Below are 18,912 nucleotides of genomic sequence, written 5' to 3' on the forward strand. Positions count from 1 at the left end.
TGGGACAGATCGCTGTTGTCGCCAACGCAATTTTCCGCCAGCTTGTATTTGCGGGGGCAGGCGATGAAGATACGGCGTTTCCGTTTTAAACTGCGGTTTGTTTGCTAAACTTCATCGCCTCATATTTCATAGCAATGTCTATTGCCGGTTGGTGTTGCGTTTATTGTTCTAAATTATTGCTAGTCAGTATTGCGTGGAATGCAGGAGTGCACGCAATCTAGCTCTTGCGCATCGGGCGGTGTCAGGCTTATCTGGCCGCCCGATGACGCAAAGGCAGATACAGTATGGATATTATCTGGCGCGGGATTTTGATTGGAATTGGCGCAACCGTCGTAATGGACTTGTGGGCGCTGATACTGGCCGCAATACCAGGGCAGAGGCGCCCGAATTGGGGGCTGGTCGGTCGCTGGTTCTGGCATCTCCGCCACGGGCAAATTTTCCACGATAATATTTCTGATGCCAAGCCCTATAAGCATGAAGTAGCACTTGGCTGGATTGGGCATTATGCGGTCGGTATTCTTTACGGTGTCATCTTTGCCATTTATGGTGGTGCGGAATGGTTTTCCGACCCGGTCTTTTTGCCGGTTTGGATTTTCGGTATACTGACAGTATCGGCAGGGTGGTTTTTGTTGCAACCCGGTTTGGGAATCGGTTGGGCGGCTTCAAAATTGCCGAATGCGGGTAATGTACGTTTGCTCAATCTTATTGCACATACTTTTTTTGCTCTTGGCATGTATGGCACGGCTTTGCTCTTACAAAGCCCATTTCAATCAGTTAGTTAGAAATAATCGCGCCCCTCTCGCAAATTGTCTTTTTTGAATCTGTTTCAAATATTTCCCGGCAAATGAGTGACTGGCGCGTGATGAAATCTCAGTCCACACTAAATCATGTCAACAAACTGGCATTCACGCGGCAGAACTGTGCTTTTGTCCGTGATGGGTGTATGGGGAACTTGTCCGACTGCAAATCTGCAGCGGCAACTAACATTATGGCAATCGCATAGGTTGCCTCAGCTCGGCTCTTTACGAAGCGCAACAAGTTGCGCGTCGTGAATTAACGCGAACTGAGGCGCCAATTGACGGGCGCTTGCCTTGGAGGGACGATGCTCGAAAAGCTGTTCAAATTACAGGAACACGGCACTACGGCGAGAACGGAAATCATTGCCGGCGTGACGACCTTCCTGACGATGTCTTACATCATCTTCGTAAACCCGGACATTCTGTCCACTACGGGTATGGATCGAAACGCTGTTTTCGTTGCCACCTGCCTTGCGGCAGCTCTCGGCTCGATCATTATGGCGCTCGTTGCGAACTGGCCTATCGGCATGGCGCCCGGCATGGGGCTCAATGCCTTCTTCGCCTTCACTGTGGTCGGGGCGATGGGCTTTTCCTGGCAGCAGGCGCTTGGTGCCGTTTTCATTTCCGGCATTATCTTCCTGATCTTGACGGTGACGGGTGTACGCCGCTGGTTGGTCGAAGGCATTCCGCATTCGCTACGTAGCGCAATTGCTGCGGGTATCGGCATGTTCCTGGCCCTGATCGGCCTCAAAAGCGCTGGGGTGGTTGTTGGCAACCAGGCAACTTTGGTCGGTCTGGGGGATCTGACGAAAGCTGGCCCGCTGCTGGCGATCGCCGGTTTCTTCATCATTGCAGTGTTGGATGCCCTGAAAGTTCGCGGTGCGATCCTCATCGGTATTCTTGTCGTCACCGTCGCATCGATTGCTCTCGGTATCAGCCAGTTCGGCGGCGTTTTCTCGGCTCCTCCGAGCTTGGCGCCAACGTTCCTTCAGCTTGATGTGATGGGCGCTCTGCATACCGGCATTCTGCACGTCATTCTGGTTTTCGTACTGGTTGAAGTTTTTGACGCCACTGGCACGCTGATTGGCGTGGCAAAGCGTGGTGGTCTGATCGAACCGGGTAAACCAAACCGTCTCGGACGCGCCCTTTTTGCCGATAGCACGGCAATCCTTGGTGGCTCGCTTCTCGGTACGTCTTCTACGACAGCTTATGTTGAAAGCGCGTCTGGCGTTCAGGCTGGCGGTCGCACGGGTCTGACGGCTCTGGTTGTTGCACTCCTTTTCCTTGCAGCCTTGTTCATTTCGCCGCTCGCCGGTTCGGTTCCGGCCTATGCTACGGCACCGGCTCTGATCTACGTCGCTTGCTTGATGATGCGTGAACTGACTGAGATCGAATGGCACGATGTAACGGAAGCCGCGCCTGCTGCACTGACGGCTTTGGCTATCCCGTTCACCTATTCGATCGCAAACGGTCTCGCCTTCGGTTTCATCAGCTACGTCGTGCTCAAGGCCTTCACCGGCAAGGCACGTGATGTGCATCTTGCGACCTGGTTGGTTGCTGCACTCTTCGTCATCCGCTTCGCATTCTTTGCGGAGTAACAATAGATGCGTCGGACCGAAACGGTCCGGCGCTTTTCTGCAACATCGGGAGGAATAGAACTGTGCAAACAGATGAACTGAAACTGCTTGAAAAACTGATCGACGTTATTGAGCAGGATGTCATTCCGCTGACCGAACGAGGTGTTGCGGAAGGCAACAAGGTTTTCGGCGCAGCTTTGTTGCGCAAATCAGATCTATCCCTTGTTCTTGCGGAAACCAACAACGAGACTGAAAACCCGCTCTGGCACGGTGAAGTGCACACTTTGAAGCGTTTCTACGAAATGCCGGAGAATGGACGTCCGGATACGAAAGACATGGTCTTTCTTTCCACTCATGAACCTTGCTCCATGTGCCTTTCGGCCATTACCTGGAGCGGTTTCGACAATTTTTACTACCTGTTCAGCCATGAGGATTCACGAGATGCTTTCTCGATCCCTCACGACTTGAAGATTCTCAAGGAAGTCTTCACGCTGGAGCCGGGTGGGTATAACCGCGATAATACCTTCTGGCACAGTCATTCGATTCCGAAGATGGTTGCGTCGCTACCAGACGCTGACCGCCATCGTCTCGGCAAAAGGCTCGATGCTATTTTCGCCAAGTATGACGAATTGTCCGGCACTTATCAGGCGAGCAAAGATGGAAACGCTATTCCTCTCAATTGAGGAGAAATCGTTTCATATGGTCATACGCCTGAAATAGGCACATGCCAGAGGGGATGCGCGATGCCGGATATTCGGCTCGCGCATTTTTCATGTCTGACAGGACGAGCATCATGACCTCTGACCATACAATATCAGCGATTGGCTTCTGCACCCCTACGGGTGACGGTAATTTCAGCACGCTTGAGGGCGCAATCCGCAATATCGTCGAACTCGGTTCGGAAGCTGTCGAACTGTCGCTATATGGCGAGGAAATAATCTCAGGCGGTCGTCTCATTCCGCATCGCGTGGATCGTCTCATCGATATCACCAGACAGTTCGACATGCGCTACAGCGTTCACGGACAGATTGTTTCCAACTTCATGGATCGAGAGCATCTGGATTATCAAAAGGCGGTTGTTCGGGCGATGCTGGAACTCTGTGACCGTGTCGGAGCGGAAGTTCTGGTTCATCACTCCGGCCATGCTCCGATGCCTGCACTTTCTCGTATTCCCGACCTCGACAAGATGGAACGGGACGCGCTCGCCGAAATGGCGGAGCTTGCGAAAACTTATGGCGTCCGGATCGCGCTGGAGAATATTTTCGCGATGAGCGATGCTGAATATCGCCAGACACCGGCTCAGGTTGCCGAAACAGTAGTTGCGGTCAATCATTCTTCCGTTTGCGGTCTGATCGATTTCAGCCATGCCTATATTGAATGCACACGTCTGGGGATTGACTGGCGTCCGCAAATTCGCGCTATGGCTCCTGTGACCGGACATCTGCACGTTCACGATAGTTTTGGCCGTCCTTATACGATGACCAAGTTTTATCATCCTGCCGAGGCAACAGCACTCGGTATCGGCGATCTGCACCTGCCGATCGGCTGGGGTGATATTCCGTGGGAAGAAATTTTCGACGAACTGACTTTTTTGCCCGATACATTCCTGATCATGGAAATCGGAGAAGATCGTTTCAGTACCGAACAAGCCGACAGTCTTGTACGTGCTCGCAAGTTGGCTGAACGCGTCAACAACCGCCTGAAAGCAGCCTGAATGAAATGAAACAGGCCGCGCAAAGAGCGCGGCCTGTTCTTTTGGTTCAGGCTTTTACTATTTGCGGATTTCACCAAGCTGCTTTTGCACTGCGTCGATAATGTCATCGCCGATCTGGGACTTATATTTGGCATAGATCGGCTGGGACTTCTCAAGCATGCGAGCATGCTCTTCCGGTGACAGTGTGTTTACTTCCAGGCCCGCTTCCTTGATCTTCTCGAGCGACTTCTGGTTCAGTTCGCGAATGACTTTGCGTTCAACGTCGCGACCGACTACGGCACACTCACGCAAGGCGGCCTGTTCTTCCGGTGAGTACGTGTCGAAGATCGGCTTGGAGTAAAGGAACAGAAACGGTGTATAGGCATGTTTCGTTTCCGTTACGTATTTCTGCACTTCGTAGAACTTGGACGTATCGATTGTGACGTAAGGGTTTTCCTGTGCATCGATAGCCTTTGTTTCCAGCGCTGAGAAAATTTCACCGAAAGCCATCGGAGTAGCGTTGGCACCAAAGTTCTGGAATGTGTCGAGGAAGATGTTGTTCTGCATCACGCGGACTTTCATGCCGCTGAAATCTTCCCACTTGTTGACGGGATGTTTTGAGTTCGAAAGATTTCGGAAGCCATTTTCCCAATAGGCCAGATTGACGAGGCCAACAGCAGCAAGCTTTTCGTCCATCATCTTGCCGAAGGGGCCATCGACGACGGCGTCTGCTTCTTTATCATTTGCGAAGAGAAATGGCAGATCGAAGACGCCAAGTGCAGGAACGATGCCAACGAGCGGCGATGACGACGTGACGACGCCTTCCTGCACACCGGAACGCAGTGCCTGTGTGGCCTGCAAATCACCTCCGAGTGCACCGCCCCAGAACGCAGTTATCTTCATCTTGCCGCCGGACTTTTCAGCAAGACATTCATTCATTGCCTTGATGCCATTGCCGACGGGATGATCCTCGTTAATGCCGTTCGAAACGCGAATATTGCGATCCTGAAACTCTGCAAATGCAGGAACGGTTAGCGCTCCCGCCACAAGGGCGGTCGTTGCCAGCATAATCAGTTTTCTCATTGAACTCTCCTCCCAGAGTTGATGTTAAACCTAATGAAGCCAGTTCATGGGTACCAATACGAGGCTTGGAAACAGAACCAGCAGCAACAATACGATCACCTGCGAAATCAGGAACGGATTTACGCCTGCGACCACTTTTCCTAGCGGAACCTTTGAGACGCCGCTCACGACATTCAGCACGACGCCCACTGGGGGCGTGATAAGCCCGATACTGTTATTCATGATGAACAGGACACCGAAATAAGCCGGATCAATACCCGCCTGCTTCACGATGGGCATCAGAACTGGCGTCAGGATGAGAATTGTCGGCGTGAGATCCAATGCCGTTCCAACAATCAGCACCAGGATCATGATCGCAAACATCAACAGTTTTGGGCTGTCGATTAACGGTGCAATATAGCCACTGATTTCTGCGGGAATATTTGCGGCCGTTATCAGCCATGACGAAACCAGCGCCGAGGCGACGAGAAACATGATGATGGATGTTGTCTTGGCTGCTCGCAGGAAGACGCCGTAAAGATCGACAAACCGCAGCTCGCGGTAGATGAACATACCGACAAAGAGGGCGTAGGCTGCGGCTACCACGGCTGCTTCCGTCGGTGTCATGACGCCCATACGTATGCCACCTAGAATGATGACTGGCATGCCCAGCGCCCACAGTGCGCGTCCGGTTGCTTGCAGCCGATCTTTGCCGGATTGCTTGGGAAGCACTTTGAGGTTGTCTTTTCTGACGACGATCTGCCACGTGAAGAGCAGGGCGATACCCATCATCAGACCTGGTACAATGCCTGCCATGAAAAGCTGCGTTATGGATACATTGGCGGCAACGCCGAATACGATCATAGCCATAGATGGCGGGATAACAGGTGCGATAATGCCGCCGGCAGCCATCAGTCCGGCAGAGCGCGGGATATTATAGCCCGCTTTCGCCATCATGGGGACGAGGATCGTGGCAAGCGCTGCAGTATCTGCAGCAGCTGAACCCGATACGCTGGCCATAATGATGGCCGCAAGAATGGCAACGACACCGAGACCACCTCGAATATGGCCAACGCAAGCTATGGCGAAATCAATGATGCGACGGGACAAGCCGCCCGAATTCATTAGTTCACCAGCCAGAATGAAGAACGGAATTGCCAGAAGGGTGAAGGAGTCAACACCAGCAATCATGTTCTGCGCTATGATCTGCGTGTTGAACATCCCCATGTACAACATGAGAATGACACCGCAGAACATAAGCGAGAAGGCGATCGGAACACCAATGGCCATAGCGCTGAGGAGTGAGCCGACAAATACTACAAGCGTCATGTCGTTTACTCCATCAGATGATCGAGCGAATGTTCGCCCGCAAAGGTGGCAATTTCCTCATCGGTCAGACGACCGGTGACAGCGCGCAGGAAACGCTCGGCCGCAATGATGAACATTGCGCCGCCGGTGAATAGTCCGACGCCGTAAACCCAGATCATCGAGAGCCCGGTGACGGGTGCAACCATGCTGGCGTTGATGTCGAATTGTTTCCATGTGCCCCAGAAGAAAATTCCCGAACACAGTGCGACGATCAGATAGCTGATCGCCATGCAGGTAATGCGGCCCTGCCGTCCGAAGCGGGCAACGAGCGTCTCGATGCCCAAATGGCTGTTCTCGCGAAAAGTAAGAACGGCTCCGAGAAACGATACCCAGACGAAGAAATAACGCGCAAGTTCTTCCGATACGGTCAATCCGGAATTTGCGGCGTAGCGCAAAATCACGTTGACGAAGACCATAATGGCCATGCCGGCGAGGAGGAAGACGAGAATTGCGCCAAGCATCTTGTAGAAGAAGTCTATGGCTTTCGTCATATATCCGTCCTCAAATTTTATCGAGCAGATTGCGCGCTTGCAGGTTTCGGATCAGCGCCCTTATGCCGAATGTCCATTCGGGACATTTGTCGGTCCGGTCGACCCAATTGACGAGGCGACCGAGCTTGGGGGTTGATATCTCCACACGATCGCCGACTTCATGTGTGAAACCTTGTCCGACACCGCGACGGTCCTTGACAGGTGCGAACATCGTGCCGAGGAACAACACGGCGCCGTCTGGGTATTGATGATTGCGGTTCATCATCTGCGATGCAAGATTTTCAGGATCGCGACTAATCGCTTCCATAGGGCTTTCGCCGGTCATCTCGAAACCGTCAGCTCCGTGAACAGTCAGCGACAGCTTGAGCTTGCGCAACACGTCCATGGTGAATTCGCCATCGAACAGGCGAATGAATGGGCCGATAGCGCAAGACGCATTGTTATCCTTGGCTTTGCCGAGCAAAAGAGCCGAACGCCCTTCGACGTCCCTGAGATTGACGTCGTTGCCCAGAGTTGCTCCAACAATGCGTCCATCAGAAGCGACGACCAGAACCACTTCCGGTTCAGGATTATTCCATTGTGAAATCGGTAGAATACCGACAGTTGTGCCGCATCCAACGGCGGACATCGGCTGGGACTTGGTGAAAATCTCTGCATCAGGGCCAATACCCACTTCCAGATATTGTGACCAGAGCCCCATTTCTTGAAGGAGCGCTTTAACCTCCGCCGCCTTTTCGGAACCAGCTGCGACGCCTCTCAAATTGTCGCCAATGACAGGGGCCAGACGTTCGCGAATTTCACGGGCGCGGGAGGGGTCGCCTTTTGCCTGTTCTTCGATCACGCGTTCAAGCATGCTGTCAGCAAAGGTGACACCGGCTGCTTTAATCGATTGCAGATCGATGGGAGCAAGCAACTCTCCACAATCACCGGAAAGAAAATCGTCCAGAGAGCCAAGATTGGTGAAGTTTTCTGTGCCATCTAACTCGCGTAACAGTGAGTTGTGCTCCAGAAGACCCGAAACTGTAGCGGACAAGCTGGATATATCGTGCACATAACCGTCTTTTACCAGTACTGGACAAGGGCCGTTTTCGGCTTTCGACCATACGCGACCGATCAAGATCGCAGAATGGCTGTCCTCGGGCAAAATCGCCGTTGCTTTCACTTCACGCTTGTCTTGCACAGATATCCTCCCATTTCATGACCTTTCCCATAGGTCATATGTTGTCAGGATGTCTGACAACAAGAGCGTTATTGTTATTAGCAGTCTGGGGCTGTGTCCAGACTTTAGGCCGAGCCAACATCAAAAATTAGATCGATCTGTTTTCCTTCGGCTGACGGTATAGGCCTTGTCCATTTCTGGGTGAAGTTCCATGCCAAGTCCCGCACCGGGTGGAACCGTGATCATCCCGTTCTTCACTTCGGGCAGGGCCGTGACCAGATCGCGATACCAGGTCTTGTAGAATGCGCGGACGCTTTCCTGAATGAGGGCATTCGGTGCATTCAGTGACAGGTGTGTTGAAGCACACAGAACGACTGGTCCTGTACAATCATGTGGCGCGACCGGCAGATGCCAAGCTTCCGCCATGGCGGCAATTTTGCGGGCTTCTGAAATGCCGCCACACCAGCTCAAATCGAGCATGACGACGCCAGCTACACCCGTTTCGAGAAGATCACGGAACGCCCAGCGACTCCCCAGTGTTTCAGAGGCACAGATCGGCGCTATGCTTGCTTCCGCATAGCGCTTGAGACTGCCAAGACTATCCATCTTGATCGGGTCTTCGTGCCAGAAGGTCTTGAAAGGCGCGAGTTCGCGGGCGATCTGCATGGCGGGTAAGAGCTGCCACATTGAATGAAATTCAACCATGATATCCATGCGGTCACCGACGGCTGCACGGATTTTCTCGAAAGGCTGTAATGCCGCCTTTAGATCAGGTTGAGAGATATACTGCCCGCGTGTCTTTTCTGCCGCCATGTCGAATGGCCAGATTTTCATCGCCGTTATGCCCTCGTCCAGCAACGAGAGCGCAAGCTCGTCTGCGCGGTGCAGGAAGCCATTAAGATCGTCACAATTAGCGCCAGCACCCGCCAGACCATAATTGGCGGATTGCTGGCCGGTAGCCTTCTTGATGTATTCAGTTCCGGCGCAGGTATTATAGGTTCGGATGGACTGACGGCTGAAGCCGCCGAGAAGTTGAGCAATCGGGAGGTTGGTAGCTTTGCCGTATAGATCCCACAGGGCAATATCGAAAGCGGAGTTGCCGCGCACTTCCGCGCCGGTTGAACGGAAACCGAGATAACCCACAAGGTCAGATGCCAGCAGATCAATCTGCAAAGGATCGCGACCGACAACGCGCGGCGCAACATATTCGTGGAGATAGGCCTCGACGGTCTCGGACATGAAAAAGGTCTCACCGAGTCCGGTAATTCCTTCGTCCGTATGAACTTCCACCCACAACAGGTTTGGCCGTTCGGCGATACGGATGGTTTCGATTGCGGTGATCTTCATTGCACCTCCCAATGCAGCTCGATTGCCTGCAAACTAGCTTTTCTGACCTTCATTGAGCTTTTCAAGATGAAGGAGCAGGGCGCTGTGATCCTTCTCACCACCGCCTTCGTCCACGAAAGCTGCGAAGGCTTCGCGTACGGTCTCGGTCAATGGCAAGCTCAACGATAGGTCGCTCGCAGTCTTGAGGATCGAATTGAGATCTTTGAGCTGGATGCGCGATGTGCCGCCTGGTTCAAAACTTCGGTCAATCATCCGTTTGCCGTGCAGTTCGAGAATGCGGCTTTCACAGAAACCACCGCGGATAGCGTCGCGGAATGCTGCCCGCGACCCACCACCTTTTTCAACCAGAACCATTGCTTCAGCGATTGCTCCGATAGTTACGGCGACAATCTGCTGATTTGCAAGTTTTGCGAGTTGACCGGCACCTGACGGGCCGACGCGGGTGAGGCGTCCCATTGGTTTGAACACATCGGCAAGGCCTGCGATGATCGCTTCATCTCCTCCGGCCATGATGGCAAGCGTGCCTTCCTGGGCACCCACTACGCCACCGGAAACCGGGGCATCGATGTGATTGATGTCAATTGCCTTTAGATGCTTGGTATGTTCGCGTGCGAAGCCTGGTGAAATTGAACTCATGTCAATGACTGCACTGCCTTTTTTCAAGGCTGCTGCGGCTCCTTGATCGAAAAGGACGTCGCGTACTGCCGGGCCATCGGTCAACATCGTGATGACTAATTCCGCGGTCTCTGCTGCCTCAGCGGCAGACTGAGCAAGTTTGGCGCCTTTTTCAGCAAGAGGGGCAGCCTTGGCGCTGTTCCGGTTCCAGACGGTTACATCAAAGCCTGCATCCAGAAGCCGACTGGCCATTGGTGCGCCCATCAGGCCGGTTCCAAGAAAAGCGATCTTGCGTGTCAACGTTGGCCTCCCATTTCATCTTCGATGTGAACGCGAATGATCTCATCAAAGGATGTTTCTGCGGTGAAGCCAAGAGCCTGGGCGCGTTTTGCTTCAAAACCGGGAGCCCAGCCTGCAACCATACGCATGATCATTTCGTCTGGCTCATGGCGGATCAGACCTACCGCCTTTTCCCCCGCAACGCGACGTAATGCTTCAATCTGCTCGCCTACAGTCGCACTGAGACCCGGCATGGAAAGATTGCGACGTGCTCCAACTGCTTCCGTATCGATGGTGGCTCCATGGATTAGAAAGCCGACGGCTGAGCGCGGCGAAGCATGCCAATGCCGGACATCTTCAGGAACAGGCAAGATTGCTTCTTGCCCGGAGAGTGGCTCACGCAGGATATTGGAGAAAAAGCCGGATGCAGCCTTGTTCGGTTTGCCGGGGCGTATGCAGATCGTTGGCAGGCGAATGCCGATGCCGTCGAAGAAACCGCGCCGGGTGTAGTCTGACAACAGAAGTTCGCTGATAGCCTTCTGCGTGCCGTAGCTCGTCAACGGGGTCGTGTGAAATTCATCAGGGATCGGGTAGGGGAGCGGAGCACCAAAAACGGCAATGGACGATGTGAAAACCACGCGAGGCTTATAGCCGTCAGCAATGTGTGCACGCCTGATCGCATCGAACAGATGGCGGGTGCCATCCAGATTGATTCGATACCCCTTATCGAAATCTAGTTCTGCTTCACCGGACACGATTGCCGCGAGGTGGAAGATGACGTCAGGGCGTCCTGACACGATCTTCTGAGCGGTTTCCATGGTGGATATATCTGCTGCCAGAGTATCGACCGATCCTGCAAAGCCTTTAGGAGGTTCCGCTGCAACGATATCGATAAGTGTCAGTTTTTCAACTGGAGTTTCCCCGAGATGGCCGTCGTTTGAAAGGCGCTGCGTTAGTTTGCGCCCGACCATGCCGGCAGCGCCGATGATTGCAATATGCATCTAGAAGGCTCCTCCTTGCCTCGCAGCCGACCCTACTCGAAAACGTGGCGTTGGCTACCATTACGACACTTCTCCAGTCTCCCACCAGATTTGTGTTGTAGGGTTGTCTGATAACCTTATATGTAGGCGTTGAAAACAGTTTTCTCCGTCTTGCCACAGGAATGAAACGGAAAAGCCTGCCGCATCTTAAAAACTGTCGTACATCCGCGACAGCGCATTGCATATCGGTAAAGCCAAGAGGATATCATGTATGGTTCGGGGGACATGACTGGAAACAAGCAGGCTGATCTCGTTGCTCTATTGGGCGTCGATCTGGTTATGACCGGGAAAAACGACATGCTTGGCTATTGTCGCGACTGGCCGGGAGATGTGGAGAATACGGCAGTTGCCGTGATCCGACCACGCTCGACAGCGGACGTTTCTGCCGCGGTTAAAACCTGCTATTCACTGGGATTGTCTATCATTCCGCAAGGCGGAAATACCGGTTTGGTGCAAGGCGGCGTACCGGATGGGCGCGACAATCTCGTCATTCTAAGTCTTGAGCGGATGAATCACATTCGGAAGATTGATCCGGATGATTTTTCGGCGGTTGTGGATGCCGGTTGCATTCTCTCCGAACTGAAAGACAAACTGGCAGCCGAAGGGATGTTTTTTCCATTAGCACTTGGTGCACAGGGAAGCTGTCGCATCGGGGGAAATGTCAGCACCAATGCCGGAGGCATCAACGTGTTGCGTTATGGCATGACCCGTGAGCTGGTCCTGGGGCTGGAGGTCGTGCTGCCAGACGGCACAATATTCAATGGCCTTTCGACGCTGAGGAAAGACAATCGTGGGATTGATCTGAAACAGCTATTTATCGGGGCAGAAGGCATTTTGGGAGTAGTGACCGGTGTGGCAATAAAACTTATGCCCTTGCCGGACAAGGTGGAAACTGCCCTGCTGGGGCTCAATTCGCTGGATGACGTGATTGCCCTTTATCGGCGCGCGCGTGTGCAGTGCTGTGATTTGATGTCCGCTTTTGAATTTATGCCGCCAGTGGCTTTTACCTTGGCGCAAGAGGCGATGCCGGAGCTTGCCATGCCACTTGGACAATACCCGGCCTATGTTTTGATGGAGGTCTCGGGTTCAGGGCTGGTCGACATACTATCCTTGATGGAACAGTTTCTCGCGGGCGCGATGGAAGATGGCCTCGTTCTTGACGGGACAATCGCGTCCTCTCGTGCGCAAGGTCAAAATCTCTGGACATTTCGTGAAGCGATGAACGAAGGACAGGCGCTGCGCGGCAAGCACCTGCGTACCGATATCTCGGTCCCGCTTTCAAAGCTGGCATCATTCGTCGGAGAAGCAGAAAGGGAACTGGCCAAGGTCCTTCCAGATTGTCTCGCCGTTTCTTATGGGCATGTTGGCGACGGCAATGTGCATCTCAATGTCATTCCAGAAAGCAATCTCGATGTAGCGACGAAAGACATGAAGATCACGCTTGCAAAAGAAACGATCAATGCTGTTCTGGATCGTTATGCAGGCAGCATCAGTGCAGAGCACGGCATTGGTCGCCTCAAAAGGGAAGATTTCGAGAAGCGCATTGACCCTGCACGGCGAAAACTGCTTGAAGGTATCAAGCAAGTCATCGATCCGGACAATATCATGAATCCGGGCTGCCAGCTTTCTCTTGACTCTTCAAAAGGCTGACGACACACCACTTGCACGGGCAATCAGGGAGACTTCATCAATTTGTTTGGCGAAATCAGGCGTAATGAGCAGCTTCCGGGACGTATTGCTTCGGAAATTACGCGGCAGATCAGTGAAGGTAGTCTTCTGCCGGGACAAAAGTTGCCGACAGAACATAATCTTGCACAAAGCTTCGGTGTCAGCCGGTCGGTTGTGCGTGAAGCGATTGCCCAGTTGCGTAACGAGGGCCTGGTTGAAACCCGACAGGGTGTAGGTGCGTTCGTAACGGAACCCGACAGGCGACATGCTCTCCGCATAGAACCTGAAACACTTGCCAATCGTGACAGTTTCCGCAGCCTGTTCCAGTTGCGAATGGCGTTGGAGATAGAAGCGGCGGGGCTTGCTGCGGTGCATCATGATGAACATGACATGATGCAACTGAATGAAGCACTCGCAGAGATGAGCGGTTCGAAAAAATGGACGGATACCGGTATTGCCGCTGATCTGGCATTTCACCGTGCGCTCGCTTCCGCAACGCATAACGAATATTTTCCGCTGGTTTTGGGTTTCATTGCCGAACGCATCAATCAGGCAATCAATGCGGCGCGTGCGCGGGCAGTACTAGAGCAGATTGTCGAGATTACAATCAATGAACACACCGCAATCAGGGATGCGATTCATTCACGTGATCCGTTGCGAGCGCGCGAAGTGATGCGTCAACACATTGTGCAGGCGGCAAGCCGCGTCGGTCTCAAATTGGAAACTTTCTGATGGCTCCTTCTTTCGAACTATTCAGTCTGGAAGGGCGCATAGCCCTGATTACCGGCTCAAGCCAGGGCATCGGCTTTGCATTGGCTCGTGGGCTTGCAGAACATGGAGCAACGGTAATCATCAATGGCCGTGATCAGAACAAAGTGAATAAGGCCGTTACGCTACTGGAAGACGAGGGCCATACGGTCTTTGCGTCGGTGTTCGATGTGACGGTTGCTGAAGAAGTTCGTGCAGCTATTGATGCGATTGAAGAGGAAATCGGTGCGCTCGATATTCTGGTCAATAATGCCGGGATGCAATATCGCGCGCCGCTTGAAGATTTTCCGATCGAGAAGTGGCAGCAGCTTCTGGAAACCAACATTTCCAGCGCATTTTATGCTGGGCAGGCAGCTGCGCGCCATATGATCCCGCGAGGACACGGCAAGATAATCAACATTGCTTCGGTTCAAAGTGAACTGGCGCGACCTTCCATTGCACCTTACACGGCAACAAAGGGAGCGATCCGTAACCTGACGCGCGGCATGGCCACCGATTGGGCCCGACATGGCTTGCAGATCAATGCGGTTGCTCCCGGCTATTTCAAGACGCCGCTGAATCAGGCATTGGTTGATAACCCCGAATTTACGACATGGCTGGAGAAAAGAACGCCGGCGGGCCGTTGGGGTGACGTGGAAGAGTTGGTCGGCGCTGCGGTATTCCTGAGCAGCGATGCCTCCTCTTTCGTCAATGGACAGGTTTTGCACGTCGATGGCGGCATGACCGCGAGTGTATGAGGAATTGATGCTGCGTATTATCGTTATGGGTGTTTCGGGTTCCGGAAAATCAACCGTAGGCGAGAAGATTGCCGATGAACTGGCGCTCCCGTTTCTTGAGGGCGACTCTCTTCATCCGAAGTCCAATGTCGATAAGATGTCAGCAGGCATCCCCTTGCAGGATGAGGATCGTTGGCCTTGGCTCGACAAAATCGGTGAACGTCTTGCGGCTTCGACCGACGGAATCGTTGTTTCCTGTTCCGCACTGAAGAAGAGCTATCGTGATCGTCTCCGCTCTGCTGCTGGTACACCGGTGCTGTTTGTCTTTCTGGATGGCAGTTTTGAAGTGTTGCACGAACATATGGGGCATCGCACAGGCCATTTTATGCCGGTCACTATGCTGGAAAGCCAGATCGCTACGCTCGAAAGCCCTGTTGGAGAACCGCTGGTCTTCCGCGCAGATATCGCCGAGACCGTGGAAAAAATTGTTTCCGACAGTCTCGAATGGATACGCTCAGTTCAGTTCTAGGACTATTTCAAGGGCCAGAAGAACATTAGTGTTGGGACTGTTACAATCGCTATAATGATTGATAGCGGTAATCCCAGACGTGGATAATCGCTGAATTTATAACCACCTGGCCCCATGACCAGCGTATTGCATTGATGGCCGATTGGCGTGAGGAAGTCACACCCTGCGCCGATCGCAACCGCCATCAAAAAGGCCTCCGGCTTGAAACCAAGTCCGGAAGCAAAACTTGTGGCGATGGGAGCCATGACGAGCACCGTCGCAGCATTGTTAAGAAATGGTGTCACCATCATCGCTGCTACAAGAATGAGCGCCAACGCACCTGCTGGCGGTAACTGATGGCCGATTGTGGCGAGCCCTTCTGCGATGAGGTCCGTGCCGCCGGTTGTTCGCAGCGCATCCGAAACCGGGATGAGTGCCGCAAGCATCACCAGAATTGGACCGTCGATTTCGTCATAGACCTCGTTGAGAGGTATCACCTTGAACAGCAGCATGGCGACAGCGGCGGCAAAGAAAGCCACCGCCACTGGTACAAGGCTTAACGCGGTTGCCCCGATGGCAGCGATCAGAATGGCGAGCGGGATCAACCCGCGCCGAACGCTGCCAAGCATAAGCTTGCGGCGGGCAAGCGGCAGCAATTCGAACTCCGGCAGGAAGGTGGACAGATTTGCTTGTCTGCCTTGCAGTACGACCACGTCACCGAAACGGAGGATGACTTCACTGAGCCGCTCAGTAATACGTTCGCCTGGCCGGCTGACCGCCAGGAGGTTCAGGTCGTAGCGTGCAAAAAGGGCAAGTCTCTGGGCAGTTAGGCCGATAAGGCGCGAATTCTTGCCGATAACAGCTTCCACAACCTCGATGTCGGTGGAACCGCTTGTCTCGGACGGATTACGGTTCTCGGACAAGGTAAGTTTTCCGGCACTTATGACAGCATCGAGCGCCTTGGGATCACCTTCAAGAAGGACAACATCGCCTTCGTTCAGGATCGTATCGGGAAGTGGCGTCAATCGTTGGTCGTTGCGTATGATGGAAGTCACCATCGCTTCACCTTCAGCTGCCTTGATGAGATCGGTCACGCGCTTGCCGGTCATCGTCGAAGTCTTGGTGATACGTGCTTCGGAAGCATAATTCTTGATCTTGATTGCCTCATCCAGCGATACGTTTTCGCGAGTGCGCTGTGGAACAAGCCAGTAGAAAAGTACCAGATAGATGAGTCCTACCACTGACAGTACAGCGCCGACAGGCGTAAAATCGAACATGGTGAAGGGTTCACCGACCATTTCGCCGCGAATGCGAGAAACAACGATGTTGGGTGAAGTGCCCACCTGGGTCATCAAACCACCGAGCAACGCGCCGAAGGCCATAGGCATGAGAAAGGTCGATGGAGAAACATTGGAACGACGTGCGAATTGAAAAGCAACCGGTATCATGATTGCCAGTGCGCCGACGTTTTTAACAAAAGCTGAGAGAACAGTGACGACTGCCACCAGCACTGCAAGTTGGAGCCGCACACTGTTCATTTCTGGCAGGAAACGCTGTACCGCCGCCTGCATAAGGCCGGAACGTGCGACACCTGCACTGACCACCAACGCACTGCCAACGATGATAACGATGTCGTCGCTGAAACCCGAAAATGCGTGATCGAAGGGTACGACCCCAACTACTATTGCCAGGAGAAGTGCACAAAGTGCGACCACATCATAACGGAACTTGCCCCAGATAAACGCCCCCATCATGAGTATGATTACCGCGAAGGAGAGTATCTGCTGGTGCGTCATCTATCGGGATTTCCTCACAGGCGGAAAAATATTCCACTTCTCTGTAACCGATAAATTCTAAAACAGAAATCGATTATTATAGCGGGTTGCGCTCCGTTGAAGGGCGCAACCCGTTTCATGTCAATCATTTACACGCTGGCCATCATTGTTGAAAACATGCACGTTTCCAGAGGAAGCGCCAACTCTGACAGTCTCATCAATGTTATGTGCCGACCGTCCGGCAACGCGGAAGATAAGCGGCTTGCCATCTGGCAACGCAGCGTGGATGTAGCTTTCTGCGCCGACGAGTTCGACAGCTTCAATACGAATGGTTGCATTAAATCCGTCAGCGTCCGGCTCGCCATCCTCCAGAATACGGATATCCTCTGGGCGAACACCGATGGTGAAACTCCCGTCAGGTTTTTGTACCGCGCTGCCTGTCGCCCAACCGGTGCTTTCTGTGCTTTGCAGCAGGTTCATTGATGGGGAACCGATAAATGTCGCGACGAAGGTGGAGGCAGGTTTTTCGTAAAGCTCGATCGGCGTGCCAACCTGTTCGATATGGCCGGCATTCAGCACGACAAGACGATCAGCCATGGTCATGGCCTCCATCTGGTCGTGTGTCACGTAAACGCTGGTGGTGCCAAGCGAGCGCTGTAGGCGCTTGATCTCGACACGCATCTGCACGCGCAGTTTCGCGTCCAGATTGGACAACGGTTCATCAAAGAGGAAAGCTGCCGGTTCGCGCACAATGGCGCGCCCCATGGCGACACGCTGGCGCTGACCACCAGAAAGCTGGCGTGGTTTGCGCTCAAGAAAAGGTTCGATTTCCAGCGCTTTCGCAGCCTTGGCGATGCGGCGCTCGATTTCGTCCTTTGGTGTCTTGCGGTTCTTGAGACCATAGGCGAGGTTCTCGCGCACCGTCATATGCGGATAGAGCGCATAGTTCTGAAACACCATGGCAATATCGCGTTCTGCGGGTTCTACTTCGTTGACCACGCGATCGCCAATGGAGATTGTGCCGGATGTAATACCTTCGAGACCCGCTATCATGCGCAGGAGAGTGGATTTACCGCAGCCAGAAGGGCCTACCAGCACCACAAATTCACCGTCGTGAATCTCCAGCGATACGCCTTTGATGACTTCTACATTGCCGCCATAGCTCTTGCGGACGTTATCAAGAACGATTTTGCTCATTACTTTTCCGTTTCAACGAGACCTTTGACGAACCAACGCTGCATCAACACCACAACGAGGATCGGTGGAATGATGGCCAGAATGGCTGTTACCATGACGTAGTTCCACGGTGTGGATGCGTCAGCCCAATCGACCATGCGGCGCAGGCCGATGATGATCGTGTTCATCTTGGCATCATTGGTAACGAGTAGTGGCCAGAGATACTGGGTCCATCCGTAAATGAAGAGAATGACGAAAAGCGCTGCAATATTCGTCTTCGAAAGGGGGAGCAGGATATCCCGCATGAAACGGAATGGTCCGGCATTATCGATACGTGCTGCTTCAACCAGTTCACCCGGAATGGTAAGGAAGAACTGACGGAACAGGAATGTCGCTGTCGCGGATGCCATCAATGGCAGCGTAAGCCCGGCATAGGTATCGATCATGCCGAGATCCACGATCACCTTGTAGGTCGGCAGGATACGAACCTCCACAGGCAGCATCAACGTTATGAAGATCATCCAGAAGAAGAACATGCGCATTGGAAAGCGGAAAAACACAATCGCGAAAGCCGACATGAACGAAATGATGATCTTGCCGACGGCGATTGCCATTGCGACCACGAACGAGTTCCAGAGAAGTCGTTCAAGACTTACACCAACAACACGCTCCACACCGCCAAAGATGGCTTCGCCGTAGTTTTCGACGAAATGGTCGCCGGGCAACAGCGAGATTGGCGGGCGAATGATCTGCGTTGACGTCATCGTTGAAGCGACGAAGGTGTAGTAGATCGGAAAGGCAACAATAATGATGCCTAGGATGAGGATCAGATGGCCGATCAGGCTGGAGATTGGGCGTTTTTCTATCATTGTC

Annotated in this window: 18 protein-coding genes; 8 read left to right on the top strand and 10 right to left on the bottom strand. The window is 53.2% G+C overall.

Translation table 11 applies throughout. The annotated features are described in order from the left end of the window. Window positions 1–284: 284 nt before the first annotated feature. The 4 genes from AC1RHM_RS12715 to AC1RHM_RS12730 all read left to right on the top strand — a co-directional run bounded on the left by AC1RHM_RS12715 (window position 285) and on the right by AC1RHM_RS12730 (window position 4,088). On the top strand, window positions 285–782 hold the full coding sequence (locus AC1RHM_RS12715; RefSeq protein ID WP_036578490.1) for a DUF2938 domain-containing protein: 498 nt from the start codon (window positions 285–287) through the stop codon (window positions 780–782). Window positions 783–1,102: 320 nt separating this feature from the next. After that, window positions 1,103–2,395, top strand: a complete 1,293-nt coding sequence (locus AC1RHM_RS12720; RefSeq protein ID WP_010658955.1) for an NCS2 family permease — start codon at window positions 1,103–1,105, stop codon at window positions 2,393–2,395. Window positions 2,396–2,457: 62 nt separating this feature from the next. Next, the gene (locus AC1RHM_RS12725; RefSeq protein WP_010658954.1) at window positions 2,458–3,057 is read left to right on the top strand and encodes a nucleoside deaminase; all 600 of its coding nucleotides are present in this window, start codon (window positions 2,458–2,460) and stop codon (window positions 3,055–3,057) included. 110 nt (window positions 3,058–3,167) lie between these two features. Next, the gene (locus tag AC1RHM_RS12730; RefSeq protein ID WP_036563545.1) at window positions 3,168–4,088 is read left to right on the top strand and encodes a sugar phosphate isomerase/epimerase family protein; all 921 of its coding nucleotides are present in this window, start codon (window positions 3,168–3,170) and stop codon (window positions 4,086–4,088) included. A 57-nt stretch (window positions 4,089–4,145) separates the two neighbouring features. Here the strand turns inward: AC1RHM_RS12730 and AC1RHM_RS12735 are convergent, their stop codons facing one another. The 7 genes from AC1RHM_RS12735 to denD form a co-directional block, all read right to left on the bottom strand. Beyond that, on the bottom strand, window positions 4,146–5,150 hold the full coding sequence (locus AC1RHM_RS12735; RefSeq protein WP_010658952.1) for a TRAP transporter substrate-binding protein: 1,005 nt from the start codon (window positions 5,148–5,150) through the stop codon (window positions 4,146–4,148). Between the two features lie 30 nt (window positions 5,151–5,180). Further along, complete coding sequence (locus AC1RHM_RS12740; protein ID WP_010658951.1) at window positions 5,181–6,458, bottom strand: TRAP transporter large permease; 1,278 nt, start codon at window positions 6,456–6,458, stop codon at window positions 5,181–5,183. 5 nt (window positions 6,459–6,463) lie between these two features. Beyond that, complete coding sequence (locus tag AC1RHM_RS12745) at window positions 6,464–6,988, bottom strand: TRAP transporter small permease (protein WP_010658950.1); 525 nt, start codon at window positions 6,986–6,988, stop codon at window positions 6,464–6,466. Window positions 6,989–6,998: 10 nt separating this feature from the next. Continuing rightward, window positions 6,999–8,168, bottom strand: a complete 1,170-nt coding sequence (locus AC1RHM_RS12750; RefSeq protein ID WP_010658949.1) for a fumarylacetoacetate hydrolase family protein — start codon at window positions 8,166–8,168, stop codon at window positions 6,999–7,001. 120 nt (window positions 8,169–8,288) lie between these two features. Further along, window positions 8,289–9,494 carry a mandelate racemase/muconate lactonizing enzyme family protein gene (locus AC1RHM_RS12755; RefSeq protein WP_010658948.1) on the bottom strand — a complete coding sequence of 402 codons (1,206 nt, stop codon included), beginning with the start codon at window positions 9,492–9,494 and terminating at the stop codon, window positions 8,289–8,291. 33 nt (window positions 9,495–9,527) lie between these two features. After that, window positions 9,528–10,409: an NAD(P)-dependent oxidoreductase gene (locus AC1RHM_RS12760; RefSeq protein WP_010658947.1), complete on the bottom strand. Its 882-nt coding sequence runs from the start codon at window positions 10,407–10,409 to the stop codon at window positions 9,528–9,530. Continuing rightward, the gene (gene denD, locus AC1RHM_RS12765; RefSeq protein ID WP_010658946.1) at window positions 10,406–11,389 is read right to left on the bottom strand and encodes a D-erythronate dehydrogenase; all 984 of its coding nucleotides are present in this window, start codon (window positions 11,387–11,389) and stop codon (window positions 10,406–10,408) included. Before denD ends, AC1RHM_RS12760 begins: the two co-directional genes overlap by 4 nt. Window positions 11,390–11,635: 246 nt before the next feature. Between denD and AC1RHM_RS12770 the strand changes: the two genes are divergently transcribed. From AC1RHM_RS12770 to AC1RHM_RS12785, 4 genes are read left to right on the top strand one after another with little or no spacing between them, the layout of a single operon-like run. Then, a complete protein-coding gene (locus AC1RHM_RS12770) occupies window positions 11,636–13,078 on the top strand; it encodes an FAD-binding oxidoreductase (protein WP_010658945.1) in 1,443 nt (480 codons plus the stop codon). Window positions 13,079–13,120: 42 nt separating this feature from the next. Continuing rightward, window positions 13,121–13,828, top strand: coding sequence for a FadR/GntR family transcriptional regulator (locus AC1RHM_RS12775; RefSeq protein ID WP_010658944.1), 708 nt, complete (start codon window positions 13,121–13,123; stop codon window positions 13,826–13,828). Then, window positions 13,828–14,601 (top strand): SDR family oxidoreductase, encoded by a 774-nt coding sequence (locus tag AC1RHM_RS12780; protein WP_010658943.1) that lies wholly within the window; start codon window positions 13,828–13,830, stop codon window positions 14,599–14,601. Before AC1RHM_RS12775 ends, AC1RHM_RS12780 begins: the two co-directional genes overlap by 1 nt. Before the next feature lie 7 nt (window positions 14,602–14,608). Beyond that, the gene (locus AC1RHM_RS12785) at window positions 14,609–15,109 is read left to right on the top strand and encodes a gluconokinase (RefSeq protein ID WP_010658942.1); all 501 of its coding nucleotides are present in this window, start codon (window positions 14,609–14,611) and stop codon (window positions 15,107–15,109) included. 2 nt (window positions 15,110–15,111) lie between these two features. On the opposite strand, the gene AC1RHM_RS12790 is transcribed toward AC1RHM_RS12785, so the two are convergent. The 3 genes from AC1RHM_RS12790 to ugpE form a co-directional block, all read right to left on the bottom strand. After that, window positions 15,112–16,884: an SLC13 family permease gene (locus AC1RHM_RS12790; RefSeq protein ID WP_010658941.1), complete on the bottom strand. Its 1,773-nt coding sequence runs from the start codon at window positions 16,882–16,884 to the stop codon at window positions 15,112–15,114. 120 nt (window positions 16,885–17,004) lie between these two features. Further along, the gene (locus AC1RHM_RS12795; protein WP_010658940.1) at window positions 17,005–18,060 is read right to left on the bottom strand and encodes a sn-glycerol-3-phosphate import ATP-binding protein UgpC; all 1,056 of its coding nucleotides are present in this window, start codon (window positions 18,058–18,060) and stop codon (window positions 17,005–17,007) included. Continuing rightward, on the bottom strand, window positions 18,060–18,908 hold the full coding sequence (gene ugpE, locus AC1RHM_RS12800) for a sn-glycerol-3-phosphate ABC transporter permease UgpE (protein WP_010658939.1): 849 nt from the start codon (window positions 18,906–18,908) through the stop codon (window positions 18,060–18,062). The genes AC1RHM_RS12795 and ugpE overlap by 1 nt, the downstream gene beginning before the upstream one ends. Between the last annotated feature and the right edge of the window lie 4 nt (window positions 18,909–18,912).

The organism is Brucella sp. GW823-FHT04E01 (assembly GCF_058796175.1).